General features: G+C 60.0%; 19 protein-coding genes. 14 read left to right on the top strand and 5 right to left on the bottom strand.

The features are described 5' to 3' along the window. Positions 1 to 59 precede the first annotated feature (59 nt). The 13 genes from P0Y58_17630 to P0Y58_17570 all read left to right on the top strand — a co-directional run bounded on the left by P0Y58_17630 (position 60) and on the right by P0Y58_17570 (position 12,706). The gene (locus P0Y58_17630) at positions 60 to 818 is read left to right on the top strand and encodes a 5-oxoprolinase subunit PxpA (protein WEK28726.1); all 759 of its coding nucleotides are present in this window, start codon (positions 60 to 62) and stop codon (positions 816 to 818) included. 90 nt (positions 819 to 908) lie between these two features. Then, positions 909 to 1,796 (top strand): allophanate hydrolase subunit 1, encoded by an 888-nt coding sequence (locus P0Y58_17625; GenBank protein WEK28725.1) that lies wholly within the window; start codon positions 909 to 911, stop codon positions 1,794 to 1,796. Beyond that, positions 1,793 to 2,764 carry a biotin-dependent carboxyltransferase family protein gene (locus P0Y58_17620; GenBank protein WEK28724.1) on the top strand — a complete coding sequence of 324 codons (972 nt, stop codon included), beginning with the start codon at positions 1,793 to 1,795 and terminating at the stop codon, positions 2,762 to 2,764. Before P0Y58_17625 ends, P0Y58_17620 begins: the two co-directional genes overlap by 4 nt. A gap of 148 nt (positions 2,765 to 2,912) precedes the next feature. Then, the gene (icmH, locus tag P0Y58_17615; protein ID WEK28723.1) at positions 2,913 to 3,794 is read left to right on the top strand and encodes a type IVB secretion system protein IcmH/DotU; all 882 of its coding nucleotides are present in this window, start codon (positions 2,913 to 2,915) and stop codon (positions 3,792 to 3,794) included. Positions 3,795 to 3,807: 13 nt separating this feature from the next. Further along, on the top strand, positions 3,808 to 5,886 hold the full coding sequence (gene tssI, locus P0Y58_17610; protein WEK28722.1) for a type VI secretion system tip protein TssI/VgrG: 2,079 nt from the start codon (positions 3,808 to 3,810) through the stop codon (positions 5,884 to 5,886). Next, a complete protein-coding gene (locus P0Y58_17605) occupies positions 5,883 to 6,806 on the top strand; it encodes a hypothetical protein (protein WEK28721.1) in 924 nt (307 codons plus the stop codon). The genes tssI and P0Y58_17605 overlap by 4 nt, the downstream gene beginning before the upstream one ends. After that, entirely contained in the window at positions 6,803 to 7,231 is a 429-nt protein-coding gene (locus P0Y58_17600; protein WEK28720.1) for a hypothetical protein, read from the top strand. The genes P0Y58_17605 and P0Y58_17600 overlap by 4 nt, the downstream gene beginning before the upstream one ends. Positions 7,232 to 7,248: 17 nt before the next feature. Then, the gene (locus P0Y58_17595; GenBank protein ID WEK33349.1) at positions 7,249 to 8,844 is read left to right on the top strand and encodes an oxidoreductase; all 1,596 of its coding nucleotides are present in this window, start codon (positions 7,249 to 7,251) and stop codon (positions 8,842 to 8,844) included. 271 nt (positions 8,845 to 9,115) lie between these two features. Beyond that, entirely contained in the window at positions 9,116 to 9,655 is a 540-nt protein-coding gene (locus P0Y58_17590) for a hypothetical protein (GenBank protein WEK28719.1), read from the top strand. Further along, positions 9,652 to 9,942 (top strand): PAAR domain-containing protein, encoded by a 291-nt coding sequence (locus P0Y58_17585; protein WEK28718.1) that lies wholly within the window; start codon positions 9,652 to 9,654, stop codon positions 9,940 to 9,942. The genes P0Y58_17590 and P0Y58_17585 overlap by 4 nt, the downstream gene beginning before the upstream one ends. A gap of 13 nt (positions 9,943 to 9,955) precedes the next feature. Further along, positions 9,956 to 11,641, top strand: coding sequence for a hypothetical protein (locus P0Y58_17580; protein ID WEK28717.1), 1,686 nt, complete (start codon positions 9,956 to 9,958; stop codon positions 11,639 to 11,641). Then, positions 11,634 to 12,452 carry a hypothetical protein gene (locus P0Y58_17575; protein ID WEK28716.1) on the top strand — a complete coding sequence of 273 codons (819 nt, stop codon included), beginning with the start codon at positions 11,634 to 11,636 and terminating at the stop codon, positions 12,450 to 12,452. The genes P0Y58_17580 and P0Y58_17575 overlap by 8 nt, the downstream gene beginning before the upstream one ends. Then, positions 12,449 to 12,706 carry a PAAR domain-containing protein gene (locus P0Y58_17570; protein ID WEK28715.1) on the top strand — a complete coding sequence of 86 codons (258 nt, stop codon included), beginning with the start codon at positions 12,449 to 12,451 and terminating at the stop codon, positions 12,704 to 12,706. Before P0Y58_17575 ends, P0Y58_17570 begins: the two co-directional genes overlap by 4 nt. 36 nt (positions 12,707 to 12,742) lie before the next feature. Here the strand turns inward: P0Y58_17570 and P0Y58_17565 are convergent, their stop codons facing one another. Beyond that, positions 12,743 to 13,591, bottom strand: a complete 849-nt coding sequence (locus tag P0Y58_17565) for a TIGR03915 family putative DNA repair protein (GenBank protein WEK28714.1) — start codon at positions 13,589 to 13,591, stop codon at positions 12,743 to 12,745. Beyond that, on the bottom strand, positions 13,582 to 14,802 hold the full coding sequence (locus P0Y58_17560) for a putative DNA modification/repair radical SAM protein (protein WEK28713.1): 1,221 nt from the start codon (positions 14,800 to 14,802) through the stop codon (positions 13,582 to 13,584). The genes P0Y58_17565 and P0Y58_17560 overlap by 10 nt, the downstream gene beginning before the upstream one ends. Before the next feature lie 145 nt (positions 14,803 to 14,947). Between P0Y58_17560 and mqo the strand changes: the two genes are divergently transcribed. Beyond that, entirely contained in the window at positions 14,948 to 16,525 is a 1,578-nt protein-coding gene (mqo, locus tag P0Y58_17555; GenBank protein WEK28712.1) for a malate dehydrogenase (quinone), read from the top strand. Positions 16,526 to 16,693: 168 nt separating this feature from the next. On the opposite strand, the gene P0Y58_17550 is transcribed toward mqo, so the two are convergent. The 3 genes from P0Y58_17550 to P0Y58_17540 are packed head-to-tail and all read right to left on the bottom strand — an operon-like array spanning position 16,694 to position 19,231. Then, positions 16,694 to 18,214 carry a glycosyltransferase family 39 protein gene (locus tag P0Y58_17550; GenBank protein ID WEK28711.1) on the bottom strand — a complete coding sequence of 507 codons (1,521 nt, stop codon included), beginning with the start codon at positions 18,212 to 18,214 and terminating at the stop codon, positions 16,694 to 16,696. A gap of 4 nt (positions 18,215 to 18,218) precedes the next feature. Further along, the gene (locus P0Y58_17545; GenBank protein WEK28710.1) at positions 18,219 to 18,491 is read right to left on the bottom strand and encodes a lipid-A-disaccharide synthase N-terminal domain-containing protein; all 273 of its coding nucleotides are present in this window, start codon (positions 18,489 to 18,491) and stop codon (positions 18,219 to 18,221) included. Beyond that, positions 18,488 to 19,231 carry a glycosyltransferase family 2 protein gene (locus tag P0Y58_17540; protein ID WEK28709.1) on the bottom strand — a complete coding sequence of 248 codons (744 nt, stop codon included), beginning with the start codon at positions 19,229 to 19,231 and terminating at the stop codon, positions 18,488 to 18,490. The genes P0Y58_17545 and P0Y58_17540 overlap by 4 nt, the downstream gene beginning before the upstream one ends. Between the last annotated feature and the right edge of the window lie 34 nt (positions 19,232 to 19,265).

The raw sequence follows: 19,265 nt of genomic DNA, 5'->3' as shown, positions 1-19,265 counted from the left end.
GGGGGCAAGGAGAATCTAACGTGGCTTGCATGCAGTCACAAGCACCAGGAGAGACAGTCATGCAGGTGGTGGATTTCAACTCGGACATGGGTGAGGGGTTTGGTCCGTGGACAATTGGCGACGGTGTCGACCACGAGCTGATGGGCTACATAAGCACGGCCAACATCGCCACGGGTTTCCATGCCGGCGACCCTGGCACCATGCGCCGCACCGTCGAGCGGGCCAAGGCACTGGGCGTGGCCGTGGGGGCGCACCCGGGCTTCCGTGACCTGGTCGGCTTCGGCCGCCGGCACATCAACGCGCCAGCTCAGGAACTGGTCGACGACATGCTCTACCAACTGGGCGCACTGCGCGAAATTGCCCGTGCCCAAGGGGTGCGCTTGCAGCACATCAAACCGCACGGTGCGCTGTACATGCACCTTGCGCGTGACGAAGAAGCTGCCCGCCTGCTGGTGGAAAACCTGCGGGTAATCGAGCCGGAACTGCTGCTGTACTGCATGCCGGGCTCGGTGATCTGCCGTATTGCCCAAGAACTTGGCCAGCCGGTGGTGCGCGAGTTCTACGCCGACCGTGAGTACGACCTGAGCGGCTCGATCGTGTTCACCCGCAATGTGCGGGGCCATGATCCCAAAGCAGTGGCCGAACGTGTGCTGCGGGCATGCCGGCAAGGTGTGGTGCGCACGGTCGAGGGGCAGGACCTGGCCATCGAATTCGACTCCATCTGCCTGCACAGTGATACCCCGGGTGCACTCGACCTGGTCGAGGCCACCCGCAAGGCGCTGGATGCGGCCGGAATTGTGGTGCGTGCACCACGCTGAGCCCGTGAGGCATCCGGCAGGTACAAGCCGGAGCCCGTGCATTTTGTTTTCGCCTGCCTTTCTATAAAGATTCCAAGAAAAGGAACAGTCATGGCCGAACCGCTTGCTACAACCCCGATCCGCTACAGCTTCGGCGCCGACGAGCACCTGTTTGCCGAAGTCAGCGAAAGCATGTCGCTGGAAGCCTTCTTCAAGGGCATGGCCGTCACCCGCGCCGTGGAGCGGCTGGCACTGGATGGCGTGCTGGACGTGTGCCTTGCCAATGCCTCGTTCCAGATCCGCTTCGACCCCGACCGTATTGCGCCGCAGGCGCTGCTTGAAGCGGTGCAAGGTGCCGAGGCCCAGGCAGTGGCCGAGCGCTCGTTGCAGACGCGGATCATCGAGATCCCGGTGCTGTACAACGACCCCTGGACCCATGAAACCCTGATGCGCTTCCGTGACCGCCACCAAGACCCGAGCGGCACTGACCTGGAGTACGCGGCGCGCATCAATGGGCTGGCCGATGTCGATGCATTCATCGCCGCCCACAGCGGCGCGCCGTGGTTCGTGTCGATGGTCGGTTTCGTGGCCGGCCTGCCATTCATGTTCCAGATGGTCGAGCGTGAGCGGCAGTTGCAAGTCCCTAAATACCTGCGTCCGCGTACTGACACGCCCAAGCTGACCCTGGGCCATGGCGGTTGCTTCGGTTGTATCTACTCGGTGCGCGGGGCAGGGGGCTACCAGATGTTCGGCGTCACCCCGGCGCCGATCTACGACCCTGAGCAGACCTTGAACTACCTGAAGGCGCACATGGTGTTCTTCCGCCCGGGCGACATCGTGCAATTCAAACCCATTGATCGCAGGGCCTACGATCAGGCAGTGGCGGATGTGGAGGAGGGCCGCTTCGACCTGCGTATTCGGCCGGTCGAATTCTCCCTGGATGCCTTCCTTGCCGACCCGGTCGGTTACCCCAAGTCGCTGCAGGAGGTGCTGGCATGATCAAGGTACTCAAACCCGGCCTGGCCACCTCGGTACAGGACTTGGGCCGTGAAGGCTACTACCACCTGGGTATTCCGCCATCCGGTGCACTCGACCAGTATGCCTTGCGCGCGGCCAACTATCTGGTGGGCAATCCGGCCGGTGCAGCAGCCCTTGAGTGTGCGCTGGTGGGGCCGGAACTGAAGTTTCAGCAGGATGCGCTGGTGGCGGTTTGCGGTGCGCAGATGCCAGCCCTGCTGGATGGCCACGAGCAGCGCCCCGACACGGCCTTTGCCGTGCGCGCCGGGCAGGTGCTGCGCTTCGGCTTTCCCACGGCCGGCGCCCGCGCTTACCTGGCCGTGGCCGGTGGTATCGATGTACCCGAGGTGCTTGGCAGCCGCTCCACCTACGCGCTGGGAGCATTGGGCGGGTTCCATGGGCGCAAGCTGATGGCAGGTGACTTGCTGCCGGTCGGTGCGCCCAGTGGTAAGACCCGCGCTGGCGCAAGCCTGCCCATGGCCCTGCGCCAGGCCTTGGGCGGCGAGGTGGTGTTGCGGGTGGTGCCGGGGCTGTACTTCCATCGCCTGACCGAAGCTGGCGCTCAGAGCTTTTTCACCGAAGCCTGGACAGTCGGTTCTGAAGCAGACCGTATCGGCTACCGCTACAAGGGTGGCAGCGCCTTGAGCTTCCAGCCCCGGGAGCAGCCCTTCGGTGCCGGCTCAGACCCTTCGAATATCGTCGACAGTTGCTACCCGATCGGTTCAATTCAGGTGCCAGCGGGGCTGGAACCGATCATCCTGCACCGCGATGCCGTGTCGGGTGGCGGCTACGCCATGATCGGCACGGTGATCAGCGCCGACCTGGATTTGATTGGGCAGATGCAGCCCAACCAGCAGGCGCGGTTCTTGAAGGTGAGCCTGGAGCAGGCGCTGGAGGCGCGGCGTTCGTACAACAAGAAACTTGGCTGCCTGGCCAGGCTCTTCGGCTGATCGCGATCCCTGCGGGTAAGTCCGTTTCTCCAGCACGTTTGATTTAAAGAAGGATCCTACAACCATTTGGGAAGGCACAGACTCCTTGAAGAATTGATTCCCCGATAGTGTTCATGTCTTCAGTTTGCTCGAAGACAAGGACCACTTCATGCCCGGCCAATCCGACCTGCCTCCGGTGAAACACAAGGGCGCTGCCGATGCCCATGATGTATCAGAGAGCAGCGTCTACGCGATGCTCGAAGTGCCGGAGGGCACTGATTCACCCTATGCGGTTGACCAAGGACAGGGGGCAGGTGACCCGGATTTCGACGGCTACCCCGCCGACCCGCACTTCCAGCTGCGCGGCGGCTTCGAAAACCTGATGCTCGACGCGGCATTCCCCCTGTTCGGCCTGGTCATTCGCCTGCATACCCTGGATGAGCTGCCCAACATTGCCTACGTGCACAAGACCGTGCAAAACCAGGTCAGCAACATCCGCGAAGAAATGCGCCAGCACGGCTACCCCATCACCCACCAGGAAGTCTATTCCTACGCCCTGTGCCTGTGCCTGGACGAGACGGTGATGAGCCGCCCCTGGGGCAACAACTCCTGCTGGAGCCACGCACCGCTGCTCAGCATCTTCCACGACGAAACCCAGGGCGGCGAGAAAATTTTCGTGCTGCTTGAACGGGTCATGCAGGCACCCAAGGAATTCAAGGACGTGCTGGAGTTCCTCTACTACTGCTTCTGCCTGGGCCTGCGGGGCAAGCACGCCCTCGACCCCAAGTGCGATGAAATCATCAACGCCCTGATCTCGCGCATGCACAAGGTCATTCGTGAACTGCGCGGCCCCACGCCAGAGGAGTTGTGCGACCCCTATACCAACGTCGTCCATTGCCCCCACCGCCCGCGACGCTGGGAGTGGCCCTGGTGGAGCCCGCTGGTGATCTCGGCCGTGGCCATGGTCTGCGCCTACAGCTACTACAGCTACCGCCTCGACCTGATCACCGCCGAAGTCATCGAATCGCTGAACGCGATTCTGCAGCAGTAGCGGGGGACGCCACATGCCTAGCCAATCCGATTTGCGCTTTACCTTCCAGCCGCTGGTGGGCCGCAGCGAGTTCGAAGTGGTGTCGTTCGAACTGGACGAAGCCATCAGCTCACCGTTCCAGTTGCAACTGGAACTGATCAGTTTCGAAGACGATGTCGACTTCGGCCAGCTACTCGACAAGCCGGTACTGTTCACAGTCTGGCGCGGTGAGCGCCCGCTGCGCTACGTACACGGCCTGGTCAGCACCTTCAGCCAGGGTGAGACGGGCTTCCATCGCACCCGTTACCGCGCCCTGGTCGAGCCCGTGCTGGCTCGCGCCGGGCTGCGCTCGAACTGGCGGATCTTCCAGCACAAAACCGTGCCGCAGATTCTGGAAATCATGCTCAAGCGCCAGGGCATTACCAGCTATGAGCTGAAGAGCATCGACAAGCATGAGGTACGCGAATTCTGTGTGCAGGCCGGTGAAACCGATCTCGACTTCATCGCCCGCCTGGCGGCCGAAGAGGGCTTCGTCTACCGCTTCGAGCACACGCCGAAGCTGCACAAGCTGCTCATCACCGACCGGCTGCTGGGGCTGGGGCAGATCAGCCAGGGCGCCATCAAGGCCGATGACGAGGATGAAGGCTTCTTCGAGCAGGATGACATCGGCCCCAACCAGGTGCTGTACCACGCCAACAGCGGCGGTGACCAGGCCAGGCCTTGCCTGCGCCGGTTGCGTTACAGCGAGCAGGTGCGTACTGCACGCCAGGTCCAGCGCGACTACACCTTCACCCACCCGGCCTACCGCCAGGAGCAGCGTGCCGAGGGCAGCGACCTCAAGCACCAGGCCACCACCTACGAGCGCTTCGACTACCCCGGCCGCTACAAGCGCGGGGCGGTTGGCGCGCCCTTCACCGCCACCCGCATCACCGCCTGGCGCCATGACGCCCGCATGGCCGAGGTGGACGGCGACGATGTGCGCCTGCAACCGGGGCTGAGCTTCACCTTGGCCGGGCACCCGCGCGAAGACCTGAACATGCACTGGCGGGTAACCCGCGTGCACCACAAGGGCACCCAGTTCACCAGCCTGCAGGAAGAGGCCGCAGGTGCCCGGCAAGGCACGCGCTACAAGCAGGACGCCGTACTGGTCCCCGGCAGAGCCGAATGGCGCCCGGCGCCCTTGGCCAAGCCGCGCATCGACGGCCCGCAGATGGCCACGGTGGTGGGGCCGAAGGGCGAAGAGATCTACTGCGACCAATGGGGCCGGGTGAAGGTCAGCTTCCCGTGGGACCGCGAGAGCGAAGACAACGAGTTCAGCTCCTGCTGGGTGCGTGTATCGCAAGGCTGGGCCGGCGGCAGCTGGGGTTCGATGGCCATACCGCGTATCGGCCAGGACGTGATTGTCCAGTACGTCAATGCCGACCCCGACCAGCCGATGATCACCGGGCGCACCTACTGCGGCAATCAGCTGCCGCCGTATGACCTGCCAAAACACAAGACGCGCATGACCATCAAGAGCCAGACCCACAAGGGCAACGGCTTCAACGAGCTGCGTTTCGAGGATGAACTGGGCAAAGAGGAAGTGTTCATCCATGCCCAGCGGGACCAGAACAACATCGTCGGCAATGATGAGACCACGACTGTTGGGCGTAATCGAGTGGAGCAAGTCGGCAAGGATGAGCAACTGACCATCGGCAACAACTTCCGCCAGGAAACAGCAAATAACCATACCCAGGTCATAGGTCAAAACAGCCTTTTGGACATCAAACGTGACCTGGTCGAAAACGTCGCTAACAACCGCACGGAGTCAACGGGTAGCAATCACCACGCTTTCACCGGGAACAACAGCACGCTTGTGATCAATGGGGCTCAATCGATCAGCGTCGGGCAGGGGGTGCAACAACGTACGACGGTCTACCAGTTGCTGGCCAGTGAACGCATCGAGTTCAGAAGCCCTGGCGGCAGCATCGTGCTGGATGACCAGGGCATTACCATCAACGGCTTGACACTCGACCTGCAGGGGCAGACCAAGGCGGTAGCGAAGGGGGATGGCAATAGCCAGTCACTTGAGCTTACGGCTGATGGCAGTAGCAAGTGCGAGGTCAAGGCATGAAGGTCGAGAACCTGGCCCGCAGCATTGAAGGGCACCATGCGGCGCATTTGCATTGCCATGTACTGATAGACCCACTAGCGGTCACGGCTAGAAGCGACCATGCCTTGCTTGCTCGGCTGCGCGAAACGTTGGGCGAAGCAGCGTTGACGCGTGTGCACAGGGCCGATCTGGCCCATGCGCCTCACCTGCACCCGGTATTGGCCTGCCTGGCCTCGCCCGGGTCTTCTCCCAGCAGTGACTTGCTCGAGCTGACGGCCCGTGCAGCGCACAGAGGGCTGCACCGGCACCGACGCTACTTGTGTGGCTGGCTGTTCAGCGAGGCAACACCGGCCACGGTAGCCGCCCATCTCACGGCCATGTGCCGAATACCCGATGCCAAGCGCCACTTCAACTTTTACCCAGTCTATGAGCCTGTTCGCCTGGAGCTGCTCGCGGCAACGTTCAGGCAGGTCGAGCATGGCCCGTGGTGGCCGATCAACAGCTGGTTGTTCCTGAGTAGCGGTGGAAGATTGGCCCACCTCAAAGGGCAGAGCGGATCGCGGCACTCTTTGCCGGAGCCTGCCCAGCGGATTCAGGAGGATGTGGCGTTGGTCGAGCGCGTGCTGGCTGTCTGGAGAGTGCTGCGTGCGGGCTCGGAGGACGCGAGCCAATGCCAGGTCCCGCCATTGGCCGCCGTGCGGGTATCCAACCATATTGACGACGCACGAGCATTGGGCCTGAGCGCAGAGGAGGACATCACGGTTTTCGCTCTTCATCACCTGTGCATCCATCCCAAGCTGAATACCGTTGCTGCAGTGCGCAGCATGGTTGACGCAGCCGTCAACGATCGCCGTCCTCTCGCCCCAATGCTCGCTCGTTATTCCGAGGCGCAATGGTGTCGCCTGATCGATCCCCTCCCAGTAAACGAGAGGCGCTTATGACCCTCAGTCAGCGTATCGCCATTGCGACAGCCGAAGCCGGGCTGCCGTCTGACCAGTGCATGGCCTGCGAGCGGCAAGGTCTGCCGATATTACCGCTGCGCCGCGCACTGGTGCCGGATACTCGACCGGAGTGCATAACGACCGTGGCGGGTAGCCTGCATATCTCGGCGAGGATGGGCCTGCGCACTTTGCGCATGGGCTACCTGTATGTGCTGCTGGACCAGCAGGTCTGGCATGCCTACGAAGTCAGCGAACAGGGCCACCTGCGCCGCTTCAATCCCTACGAACCGTCAGACGGCCCACCCGCATCACTGCCTGAAAAGTGTACGAATGAAAACCATGACATTCCCTCGTCCTTCCTGAATATCGACACCGACCGCTATGGCAGCGCCTGGCTGGCCTTCTCCAGTGATGCCTGCACCTGATCGAGCTGGAAGTGAAGATGAAGCTGGGCGAGTACTACGCCCTGCAGAGTGCCCACTTACGCGAGTTGCAGCACAAGGCCAATGCCTCGATTGCCGAAGCCAGGGACCGGATGCATCGCAATATCGATGACATCGACATTCATTCAACCAAGGCCTGGAGCAAGGTGCGGCCGATCATTCAGCACGGGCTGATGAGCCTGGCCGTGCTCGATCCGCGGTTTACCAACACGATGATCAGCGTGTCGGTGTGGGTGGAAGGTACAGCAGCGGAGGTACATGGCCGTTTGCTGGATGAAGCCAGCATGAAGGTGACCCAGGCGAGCAGCCTGGCGCAGCGGACATTGGTGGATATCTCTGTGGCGGCGGGGACGCTGGAGGCGGATGCCCGAAAGATGTTCCAGAGGATGAAGATCACTTCGCAGCAGGCGGCGGAGTTGGTGCGAACCGGCTTTGGCGGAATGCGGGGTGTGGCGGGAAGTTGGGAATTACTGCTGGCGATTGGAGGGCTGTACTTGCAATACGACAGCCTCGCCAGAAATCAGGAAAAAGCGGAAGTGGAGATTGGGCCCAAGGCTCATGAGGCCAAGTTGGCGTTGCAGGGGGCGCAGCTCGGGATATTGGGAGGGCAGATTGAACTGATCGGACTCGTAATGCGCTCCAGCGCCAGCTATATAAAAGCACCTTGGCCCCAGGGCGTGCCAGCAGTTGGAGGAGCGCTGGTTAAGTTCGGCGCCCTATTCAGTGCAATAGCCGGAGTTTTTGAGACCGCACAAGCAAAAGCTGCCGCCAAGCGAGCTTCGGCCGCGGGGGATAGCACAGCGCGAACTCTCCATGTTACTGCTGCTGCATTCTACGGGATAGGTGCTGCGGCTTTTGCTGGTGCTGTATTTAAATCGCTAATTTTAGGTCCATTAGGTATCGCTATATTATTGAGCTTGACTGCATATGCATTGAGTAAGCAGGCTGAAAAGAATGAATCTTCAGCGCTGGAGCGTTGGGCAAGGCGCTGCTGGTTTGGAAAAGCCGATGAAACACCAGCAGTACATTGGAATGCTACCGAATACGCAGATATTGCGTTTGCAGAGCTTAATGCAGCAGTTCTTGGTGTTCAAGCAAAGATCAATTTTGATTCAAGCATCGTGACTGACCCCGCCGCGCCGAGGATTGGAGGTCTAGTTGGTCTGATGACAGAGCAAAGACTTAGATTTCAAGTGGTTTTACCAAACTATAGGGATGACACTTCTGCTTTCCGCTGGGGCCTGATTGTGCATCGCGTCGGCGATGGAGAGTTTCCTGAGTACAAGGGTGGTGAGACCATTATTGTCGATGACTTTCACGCTATCAATACAGAAGCATTGTCGAAGTCAACTCAATTTTCTATTTTTACCCCGCCGAGGATACCCGACTATAAAGCTGATATTACAGTGCTAAAACAGCGGAAAGACAGTAACCAGGAAGGTATCGGCTGGTTGGAGGTCTCAGGGACAGTGGAACTCATGCCCACTATCGGGAAGCACACAATAACTGGAGCAACGTTGTTGGTTATGTATTGGCCAGATAGAATTATTCCGAGTGCGTACATAGAGATATGTGAGCGGGGAGAAAATGATTAATCGTGCATCAAAAACGCAATGGGAGCGGGGGCCTGGGTGGCGGTACGATTTGCCCCATGTCAGCGAAATACCTAACCTAAAGTGCGGCGTGAAAGATTTAAAACCATCGCCAAACCATTGTGATGGCGTGTATCTAGAACTGCCAAGATCAACGTTCAGTTTAAGAGGGGTCGCGGCTTTACTGTGTATCCCGATGTTAATTTTCTGCGCAGGGCTAGTAGTGTGGTTATATTGGATTATTTTTATGGAGGGCTTGTTGCGGGATTGGTTGATGAACATTTTTTTGATACTGGGGCCTCCGGCGGCTATCTGGTCTGTTGTGCCCTATGTCAAGTTAGACTTTGTAACCCCTAGAGACGAGCCAATCCGTTTCAACCGCTTCCGTCGAAAAATTTACATCTACGAGTATAAGTACGACCGCATCTTCATTTTCAGCCGCAAACGCTGGGGCGTCAGACCCGTCGCTTATAACTGGGACGACGTAACCGCCGAGGTTTACCGCATCTACGCCCCCGGTCACGGCGGCCTGATCGAAAACGTCATGTTGTCTGTCCGCAACCCGGAAACCAATGAAGTGATCGATCGCGTCTTCTTTGCCCACGACCTATACCACGGTGAATCCTACTGGGCCATCGCCCGGCTGTTCATGCAACAAGGCGCCGAAGCCCTGCCAAAGTTCGTGCACCCACCCCGTGACTGGAACGATGACGATGGCCTTAGCCACATGCATTGCCTGGCGCCGAAGGTTCACTGGCCAGTGGCGATTGATCTTGAGTCCCGAACTGCACCGTCTGAAGGAGAAACCCTATGAACCCGGTTGTACTTGTGGGCCACCAACACAACTGCCCGCTGCATGAGGTTAACCAGGTAGAGAGCGGCAGTGCTGCTTACACATTCAATGGCAAACCGGTTGCCAGGGTAGGTGACCGTACCACCTATGAACCCGTTCGCCTGGAGCTGCTCGCGGCATCGTTCAAGCAGGTCGAGCATGGCCCATGGTGGCCGATCAACAGCTGGTTGTTCCTGAGTAGTGGTGGAAGGTTGGCCCACCTCAAAGCCGAGGCGCAATGGTGTCGCCTGATCGATCCCCCCCGGTAAACGAGAGGCGCTTATGACCCTCAGTCAACGTATCGCCATTGCGACAGCCGAAGCCGGGCTGCCGTCTGACCAGTGCATGGCCTGCGAACGCCAAGGCATGCCGATTCTGCCCCTACGCCGGGCGTTGGTGCCGGATGCCCGCCCGGGTTGCATCAGCACCGTAGCCGGTAGCCTGCATGTTTCAGCGAAGATGGGCCTGCGCACTTTGCGCATGGGCTACCTGTATGTGCTGCTCGATCAGCAGGTCTGGCATGCCTACGAAGTCAGCGAACAGGGCCACCTGCGCCGCTTCAATCCCTACGAACCGTCAGACGGCCCACCCGCATCACTGCCTGAAAAGTGTACGAATGAAAACCATGACATTCCCTCGTCCTTCCTGAATATCGACACCGACCGCTATGGCAGCGCCTGGCTGGCCTTCTCCAGTGATGCCTGGCCGGTCAGCGTGCTGAATGCCTACAAGAAAGGCCAGGCGCCTGCGCACCGCTTTGAAGGGCTGGACCTGACCCAAGCGCACGCCAATCCCGAATTGCTAGGCATCGCCATGACGCCCGACAACCTGCAGGTCGACGAACAGGTAGGTGGGTTGTACTTGCAATACGACAGCCTGAGCAGAAACCAGGAAAAAGCGGAAGCGGAGATTGGGCCAAAGGCTCATGAAGCACAGTTGGCGTTGCAAGGCTCAACGCTGGGAGTGCTTGGGGGGAATATCGAGGTGATTGGGCTAATCATGCGATCTGGTGTTGCTCACGTAAACATACCGTGGACTAGAGGCGTCGCAGTTGCTGGAGAGGTCGTGATAAAAATTGGTGCGGTTATAAGTTCTATTGCTGGCATTTTCGACATGGCTCAGGCAGCCGCTGCTAGTCAACGGGCTAAGGCATTTGGAGATAGTACGGCGCAAAAGCAGCATATGCTGGCTGCGGCATTTTATGGTTCTGGGTCTGCAGTATTTGCGATGGCGGTTTTTAAAACGTCTTTTCTTGGTCCTTTAGGTCTGGCTTTAATGCTGATGCTGGCAGCATATGCGCTAAGCAAGCATGCTGAAAAAAACGAATCTTCCCCTTTAGAACGTTGGGCAAGGCGATGCTGTTTTGGAAAGGCAGATGAAATGCCAGTTGTCCATTGGAAAACTCCTGAATATGCAGACATTGCGTTTGCAGAGCTCAACGCAGCCACGTTGGGTGTAACGGCTGCTCTGCATTTCGAGTCGACTCTCAGAACCGATCCTACAGCGCCGCGGATAGGAGGGCTGATCGGGCTGGAAAGAGAGCAAAAACTGAAATTCCAGATAATTTTGCCAGGATATAAAGAGGAGGTTTCAGCTTACCGTTGGAGTTTGATGTTACATCGGTGCGGAGATGGCGAGTTCCCTGAATTCACGGGTGGGGAGCACATTCTTGCTGACGAGTATCATGCTTCATCTGTAGATCCTTTAACCAAGTTTGTTAGATTTTCAGGTTTCGCAGTGCCGCGGTTTCCTGACTATAAAAGCGGTTTTGGTTTTGATAAAAAAATTCATGTCGCGGCAATGGGCGAGGGTGGAGTCGTTAACTTAGAGGTATCTGGAGTTTTGGGCCTTATGTCGGCAATAGGAAGTCACTCTATTGTTGCAGCTACATTATTGCTAATGTATTGGCCTGATCGACATATTGATAGTGCATATGTCGAGGTGTGTAGTCGGGGGCTAAATGATTAATCGTAAACCAAAAGCATTATGGGAGCGAGCGATAGGCTGGAGCTACGACCTTCCGCACGTTGACGAGGTGCAAGCACCCCGCTTCAGTGTAGGGGACATCAAACCGCCGCCAAATCATATTGACGAGGTGTATCTGGAACTGCCTCGGTCCAGTGTCATTCTGCGTGGTGTTATGGCTTTGATCAGTATTCCTATTTTGATGTTTCAGATTGGTTTGATGTTTTGGATGTACTGGGATTTGTTCAGTGGCGGTTGGTCGCATGATTGGTTGACTAACGCTCTTGGTTTTTTGGTGCCCATTATTTCACTTTGGGCCATTATTCCATTTGCTAAGTTGGATTTAGTGCTTCCAAGGGACGAACCAATCCGCTTCAATCGTCTGCGGCGAAAAATTTATTTCTATCAATACCGATATCATTACCTTTACTTGTTCAGCCGTAAGCACTGGGGTGTAAAACCTGTTGCCTACAATTGGGACGACGTAACCGCCGAGGTCTACCGCGTTTATGCCCCTGGCCACGGCGGCGTTATCGAAAACGTCAAGCTGTCTGTCCGCGACCCGGAAACCAATGAAGTCATTGATCGCGTGGAGTTCGCCTCCAACCTATATAAGGGTGAAGCCTACTGGGCCATCGCCCGGCTGTTCATGCAACAAGGCCCCGAAGCGCTGCCAACATTCGTGCACCCACCCCGTGATTGGAACGATGACGATGGCCTTAGCCACATGCACTGCCTGGCGCCGAAGGTTCACTGGCCAGTGGCGATTGATCTTGAATCCCGAACTGCACCGTCTGAAGGAGAAACCCTATGAGCCCGGTTGTACTTGTAGGCCACCAGCATAAATGTCCGCTGCATGGGGTTAACCAGGTAGAAACCGGCAGTGCTACCTATACATTCAACGGCAGGGCCGTTGCCAGGGTGGGCGACCGGACCACCTGTGGTGCAGTGATCGAGAGTGGGGCCGAGCATTTCCTGATCGAAGGCGAGGCGGTGGCGCGTAAAGGCGACCGGACGGATCATGGCGGTGTACTGGAGGAGGGCGATGCCGGGTGGTTGCTGGATTGACGAGCGAGTGCGGCCCGACGTGGCACAAGGCCGCGCCTACACCGATCGCACAGGTTTGCTGATTTTTTTGCCGGCTTGGGCAGCTACTTCCAAGGCCTGGCCGTCCCGCTGTTTACCCTGGCGGGCCAGGCCTTCGAGCTGCGGTATCAGCATGCCTTCCGGCAGATGCCGCCAGAACCGCCCTGGCATGTGCATGCGCAGGGCATCGGGGTTGAGGCGGGCGGGGTTGAAGGTATGGCGGTAGTACGTGCGCCATAATTCGGCGCCCGGGTCTTCAGCGTTGCGCGCCCATTGCTGCCAGGGTTCGGGACACTGGCGTTGGTAATCAAAAACCTGGCCGTCAAAACGAATGCCATCCTGTGGCGTGGCGATCAACCAGCGCAAGCGCCCCAGGCGGTCGGCAAAATGTGGGCTGGCGCTCTCCAGAATGTCATGAGCCGGTTCGTGATAGGCCACCATATCCAGTTGCAGGCGCTCTGCCAGAGGCTCTGGCAACGGCACGAAGCGCACAAATGCATGCAGGTGATGCGCCTCACGGGTGACTTGCTTGATGCGCCGTTGCAATTCACTGCCCAACCGGTCGCCGGCCAGCATGGCCGTGCGGTCACCATGGGCTACCCGCCACAGCACTTCGTATAGCAGGCTCCAACGTTGCTCGCCGCAGTAACGGGCAGCCTGTTCCAACTGGCTTAGCAGCGCGGCAGGTACCTTGGCGCGGAAAGGGCCGGGGCCTTCAGGGGGCGGCGCGGGCACCGCCAGCAAGTCGGCCACCGGGCCATGTAACCAGGTGACCTGTGAGGGGTCGATGCCGTGCCCCAGCAACACACGGGCCTGATCCCGCCAGGTGCCGAAGCGGTCATCGCAGTCGAGCGCAATCATCCCCACAACCCCATTTGCACAGGTGCCTGTGGCTCACGCAAACGCGCCCGCAACAAGCCGCTGCGCAACTCGGCCTGGGCCGGGCGGTAATCGCTGGTGACGATGAATGGCCGCGCCTTGTCCAGCACGCAGCGCAACTGGATCAGGTCATCATAGCGGATTCGCCGTTCCCGACGCAGCGCGACCAGGCGCTGCACGCTACGCAGGCCGATACCGGGAATACGCGCCAGCAGTGCAGGTTCGGCGCGGTTTACATCCAGCGGGAAGACGTCACGGTTGGCCAACGCCCAGGCCAGCTTGGGGTCGATGTCCAGCGCCAGGTTACCGCTCTGGCCAAGCAATTCGCCCGCTTTGTAGCCGTAGCCGCGCAGCAGGAAGTCGGCCTGGTACAGGCGGTGTTCGCGCAGTAGTGGTGGTGCAGCCAGAGGCACGCTGTCCGGGCTGTCGGGAATCGGGCTGAAGGCGGAGTAATACACGCGCTTGAGGCCGTAGCCCTGGTACAGCGACTCGGCATTGCGCAGCAGGGTGCTGTCGTCGGTACTGTCGGCGCCGACGATGACTTGGGTACTTTGACCGGCGGGGGTGAAGCGTGGTGCCTTGGGTTCGTTGGCCACTGCTTGCTGGCCCTGGTGAATTACGCCCATGGCCTGGCGGATGGTATGCGCGTGCTTTTCCGGCGCCAGGCGCTTGAGGCTGGCTTCGGTGGGCAGTTCGATGTTGACGCTGAGGCGGTCTGCCAGGCGGCCGGCTTCTTCGATCAGCAACGGGTCGGCATCAGGGATGGTCTTGAGATGAATGTAGCCGCGAAAGTTGTGTTCTTCGCGCAATAACCGGGCTACGCGAATCAGTTGCTCCATGGTGTAGTCCGCCGAACGGATGATGCCAGAGCTGAGGAACAGGCCGCTGATGCAATTGCGTCGGTAGAAGTCCAGGGTCAGGCGTACCACTTCCTCGGGGCTGAAGCGCGCGCGTGGCACGTTGCTGGAGCGGCGGTTCACGCAGTACTGGCAGTCGTACAGGCAGAAATTGGTCAACAGTACCTTGAGCAGCGATACGCAGCGGCCGTCGGGGGTGTAGCTGTGACAGATGCCCATGCCGTTGGTAGCGCCCAGGCCATCGCCGCCGCGCGAATTGCGTTTGGGCGCGCCGCTGCTGGCGCACGATGCGTCGTACTTGGCGGCGTCGGCAAGGATGCCGAGTTTGGCGATGAGTTGCATGGGTCTGTCTCTTCGTACTGAATATTCATACAGTATTTTGAGATTCGATTGATTGCAAGTGGTTGTACGTCAGCCATACCCGACTAAATCTGTCAGCTAAGCTTGTGGCTGGACTTACAGATAGCAACGAGGCGCGGAAAAGGTTATGAAAATCACCCTGAAGCCGGATCTGGCGTTCGCCGGGCTGGCCTTGGCCTTTGGCATGCTCAACGCCCAGGCCGCGGAAACCAGGAAGGTCGATGTCATGCTGGTAGGTGGCGGCATCATGAGTTCCACTCTGGCGGTCTGGCTCAACGAGCTGGAGCCGGGCTGGTCGATGGAGATGGTCGAGCGCCTGGACAAGGTCGCGGAAGAAAGCTCCAACGGCTGGAACAACGCGGGTACCGGCCATTCGGCCCTTGCGGAGCTGAACTACACGCCGGAAAAAGACGGCAAGATCGATATCAGCAAAGCCGTGGAGATCAACGAGTCGTTCCAGATCACCCGACAGTTCCTCGCCTGGCAGGTCAAACAGGGTGTGCTGAAGAACCCGCATTCGTTCATCAACACCACGCCGCACATGAGCTTTGTTTGGGGCGATGACAATATCCGCTTCCTCAAAAAGCGCTACGACGCGCTGCAGGCCAGCCCGCTGTTCAAGCCCATGCAGTACTCCGAGGACCATGAGCAGATTCGCAAATGGGTGCCGTTGATGATGGAAGGGCGAGATCCCAATCAGAAACTGGCCGTGACCTGGACGCCAATCGGCACTGACGTCAACTTTGGTGAGATTACCCGGCAGTACGTGGGCTACCTGCAGACCCGGCCGAACTTCGACCTCAAGCTGTCGACCGAGGTTCACGACATCACCCGCAACGGCGATGGCTCCTGGCATGTCGAATACAAGAACCTCAACGACGGCAGCAAGGCGGCCACCGACGCCAAGTTCCTGTTCATCGGCGCTGGCGGCGCGGCGCTACCGCTGCTGCAGAAGTCGGGTATCGATGAAGCCAAGGACTACGCCGGCTTCCCGGTCGGCGGATCGTTCCTGGTCACCGACAACCCGGCCATCGCCCAGCGTCACATGGCCAAGGCCTACGGCATCGCCGCCACCGGTGCGCCGCCGATGTCGGTGCCGCATCTGGACACCCGGGTGCTCGATGGCAAGCGCATGATCCTGTTCGGGCCGTTCGCCACCTTCTCGACCAAGTTCCTCAAGCAAGGCTCGCTGCTCGACCTGCTTGCCAGCACCAGCGTACACAACGCCTGGCCGATGGTGCGGGTGGGGGTGCGCGAATTCGACCTGGTGCAATACCTGATCGGGCAGGTGCTGCAATCTGACAATGACCGCTTCGAGGCGCTGCGTACTTACTTCCCGGAGGCGAAGAAAGAAGACTGGCGGCTGTGGCAGGCGGGCCAGCGGGTACAGATCATCAAGAAGGACGAAGCGTTAGGTGGTGTGCTCAAGCTCGGGACGGAAGTGGTGACGGCCAAGGACGGCAGCATCGCCGGCTTGTTGGGGGCCTCGCCCGGTGCTTCGACTGCGCCACCGATCATGCTCGATGTGCTGAACAAAGTATTCAAGGACAAGGTGGCGTCGCCCGAGTGGCAGGCGAAGATCAAGCAGATTATCCCGTCCTACGGCACGCGTCTGAACGATCACCCCGAGCAAGTACAGAAGGAGTGGGCGTATACCAACGAGGTGTTGCAGCTTGATCCGCCTGCGAGCGCCGTGACCCCTTGAAGATGTCAGTTGAGGCCGATGGGGCCGCTGTGCGGCCCTTCGCGGGCACGCCCGCTCCCACAGGTATAGCGCTGAGCCCAGATAAGGCGCGATTCCTGTGGGAGCGGGCGTGCCCGCGAAGGGCTGCAAAGCAGCCCCAGTAAAGCCGGCAAACCTCGCCGGACCGTGTTAAGGCGTATTTGCCCAAGTGAAGTGGTAGACGTGGCGGGGAGCGGTAGCCGGGCACTGGCCGTTGTCGGCATCGGCACCCACCACATACCACTCGGCCCGCGAAGTCTCACCCAGCCTGCGCGCCTTGTCGGCACTGAAGCAACGGCCCAGTTCGGAGGCCGGAATCAGGGCGAAGGCGCTGGGGTTGTGGCGCAGCCAGTAGGCCGCTGCATCCGCCTTGGATTGGCCGGTAAAACCGAAATGCACGATCGGCTGCCGGGCAAACAGCCAATGCCCCTCGCGCCAATTGACCAGCACCAGCTCGGCACCGCCAGTGGCGCGTGCCGCTTCGCTCATCAGCGTTTCATGGGGGTTTCGGCCCTCCTTGAACGGCTCGACGAAGCCGCGGGTGAACCACAGCGCGAACCATATCAGGGCTACGGCGATAAAGGCTTTGCGCCAGGCCGGGCGGCCCAGTAGCCAGCGTTTGAGCAGCCACGGTATCAGCGGGGCGATGGCCAGCACCAAACCGGGCAGCGCCGGAAAGATATACAACTTGCGCTTGCCACTGCTGAAACTGAAAAACAGCAGCACCAACGCCACCCAACCGAGCAGCAGCAAGAAACGCCCGTCGCGCTTTTGCAGTTGACGTCGCCAGGCCGGTACCAACCAGGGCAGGGCCAGCACCAGCGGCAGCCAGTACTTGGGAATGACCTTGACGAAGAAGTACCAGAACGGCTCGCGATGGTCCCAGGCATTGGTATAGCGGCTGGCGGTCTGGCGCAGCAGGATTTCCTTCAGGTAGGCCAGCTCAGCTGCGCCTCCGCCCTTGGCGATCGACACCAGCAGCGGCAGCAGCCAGACTGCGCAACCGGCCAGTAACCACAGCAACCCCAAGCCCCAACGCCAACCTTGGCCGGGCATGGCTACCACGCCGTGCCAGCGCTGGCGTACCGCCCAGGCATAGGGCAGCAGCATCAGTGCCGGGAGAAAGCCAACGCCTTTGCTGATGATACCCAGCCCCATGGCCGCGCAGCCCAGGTAGAACCAGCCCCACGCAGGCCCCAGTAGCAGGTGACGCACCATGCCGTAGAAGCCCAGCGCCACCCATAGACACAGGAAGCTGTCGATTTGCCCGGTGCGCAGGATGCTGTAGCTCTGGTAGGTAGCCAGGAACAGCAAGGCGGCAATCACACCGATGCGCCGGGTCCACAGGCGCCGCCCCAGGTCATGCAGCACCCAGGTGATGGTTGCCGCCGACATCAGCCCTGGCAGGTAGAGGGCGACCTTGGGCGAGCCGGTCAGGTGGCTGAACAGGGCCACGGTCCACATGAACAACGGCGGTTTGTCGCCGTAGATTTCTGCGGCCCGATGCGGGATGAACCAGTTGCCGCTTTGCAGCATTTCCAGGGCGACGCCGAGAAAACGCTCTTCATCCACATTCATTGGCTGGCGCCAGCCGATGCCAGCGCCCACCAGCAATACCGCGAGGGCGACCAGGGCCAGGCGTTCAGCCCCGAGCGTCTTGAACTTTGGCAAAGGGCTACTCCTTTTGTTCCTGGTTACGGGCGATCAATTGCAGGTTGCGCAGGTAAACCAGGAAGCCGAAGCTCTGGCCGATGATGAACACCGGGTCCTGGCGGTAAATGGCATAGGTCAGCAGCAGCGCACTGCCAAGCATGCTCAGGTACCAGAACCCTACCGGGATCACACTGCGGCGCTTGAACTCGCTGTACAGCCACTGCAGCACGAAGCGCCCGGTGAACACCGCCTGGCCGGCGAAGCCGATGATCAGCCACAGCGTTTCACGGGTCATCCTTCAAGCTCCTGCGGGCGGCTGTCCAGGCGCGTGCGGCGGATCAGCCACCACACTCCGAACAAGTCGAGGATGCCCACCAGGGCGCGGTCCAGGTTGCCGTACTTGGACACCCCGGCATGGCGTGGCCGATGGTTGACCGGGTGCACCAGCATGCGGCCGTTGTGGCGCAGAATCAGGGCCGGAATGAAGCGATGCATGTGGTCGAAGTAGGGCAGGCGCAGGAAGGCTGCGCGCTCGATCAGCTTCAGCCCGCAGCCGGTGTCTGGCGTGGCGTCTTTGAGCAGACGGCTGCGCAGGCCGTTGGCGAAGCGCGAGGCCCAGCGTTTGCTGGCACTGTCACGGCGGTTGACCCGGTGCCCGGCCACCAGCTTGACGCCGCCGGCCAAGGCCTGGTTGGCGCGTACCAGGGCCAGCATGCCCGGGATATCTGCCGGGTCATTTTGGCCGTCGCCGTCGAGGGTGACCAGCCAGTGGCCACGGGCAGCCTGCGCGGCATGCCACAGCGAGGTGCTCTGACCCAGCGAACGCTCGTGGCGCAGGATGCGCAGCTGCGTGTAGCCCTGGCCCTTCAGTTGCTGCAGTACGCTCAGGGTGCGATCGCTGCTGCCGTCATCGACCACAATGACTTCATGATCTTCGGCCGCCAGTGCGGCGCGGATCTCCATCAGCAGTGATGGCAGGTTGTCGACCTCGTTCCTGGCGGGGATCAATACCGAGAGGTCAATTGGATCTGTCATGGGGCTACCTGTGATCTTGTTGTGAGTACGCGGC

This window comes from Candidatus Pseudomonas phytovorans (assembly GCA_029202525.1).
GTDB lineage: Bacteria > Pseudomonadota > Gammaproteobacteria > Pseudomonadales > Pseudomonadaceae > Aquipseudomonas > Aquipseudomonas phytovorans.
Note: the sequence above shows the minus strand (reverse complement) of the source record. Positions and strands in the feature narration are given on the sequence as shown.

Excerpts from the sequence above, each read along its gene's own strand:
- P0Y58_17560 (WEK28713.1), bottom strand. The coding sequence starts at position 14,802 with ATGCAACTCATCGCCAAACTCGGCATCCTTGCCGACGCCGCCAAGTAC.
- P0Y58_17620 (WEK28724.1), top strand. The coding sequence starts at position 1,793 with ATGATCAAGGTACTCAAACCCGGCCTGGCCACCTCGGTACAGGACTTG.
- P0Y58_17540 (WEK28709.1), bottom strand. The coding sequence starts at position 19,231 with ATGACAGATCCAATTGACCTCTCGGTATTGATCCCCGCCAGGAACGAG.
- P0Y58_17630 (WEK28726.1), top strand. The coding sequence starts at position 60 with ATGCAGGTGGTGGATTTCAACTCGGACATGGGTGAGGGGTTTGGTCCG.
- P0Y58_17575 (WEK28716.1), top strand. The coding sequence starts at position 11,634 with ATGATTAATCGTAAACCAAAAGCATTATGGGAGCGAGCGATAGGCTGG.
- P0Y58_17600 (WEK28720.1), top strand. The coding sequence starts at position 6,803 with ATGACCCTCAGTCAGCGTATCGCCATTGCGACAGCCGAAGCCGGGCTG.
- mqo (WEK28712.1), top strand. The coding sequence starts at position 14,948 with ATGAAAATCACCCTGAAGCCGGATCTGGCGTTCGCCGGGCTGGCCTTG.
- P0Y58_17595 (WEK33349.1), top strand. The coding sequence starts at position 7,249 with ATGAAGCTGGGCGAGTACTACGCCCTGCAGAGTGCCCACTTACGCGAG.
- P0Y58_17590 (WEK28719.1), top strand. The coding sequence starts at position 9,116 with ATGAACATTTTTTTGATACTGGGGCCTCCGGCGGCTATCTGGTCTGTT.
- tssI (WEK28722.1), top strand. The coding sequence starts at position 3,808 with ATGCCTAGCCAATCCGATTTGCGCTTTACCTTCCAGCCGCTGGTGGGC.
- P0Y58_17625 (WEK28725.1), top strand. The coding sequence starts at position 909 with ATGGCCGAACCGCTTGCTACAACCCCGATCCGCTACAGCTTCGGCGCC.
- P0Y58_17545 (WEK28710.1), bottom strand. The coding sequence starts at position 18,491 with ATGACCCGTGAAACGCTGTGGCTGATCATCGGCTTCGCCGGCCAGGCG.
- icmH (WEK28723.1), top strand. The coding sequence starts at position 2,913 with ATGCCCGGCCAATCCGACCTGCCTCCGGTGAAACACAAGGGCGCTGCC.
- P0Y58_17605 (WEK28721.1), top strand. The coding sequence starts at position 5,883 with ATGAAGGTCGAGAACCTGGCCCGCAGCATTGAAGGGCACCATGCGGCG.
- P0Y58_17570 (WEK28715.1), top strand. The coding sequence starts at position 12,449 with ATGAGCCCGGTTGTACTTGTAGGCCACCAGCATAAATGTCCGCTGCAT.
- P0Y58_17580 (WEK28717.1), top strand. The coding sequence starts at position 9,956 with ATGACCCTCAGTCAACGTATCGCCATTGCGACAGCCGAAGCCGGGCTG.
- P0Y58_17585 (WEK28718.1), top strand. The coding sequence starts at position 9,652 with ATGAACCCGGTTGTACTTGTGGGCCACCAACACAACTGCCCGCTGCAT.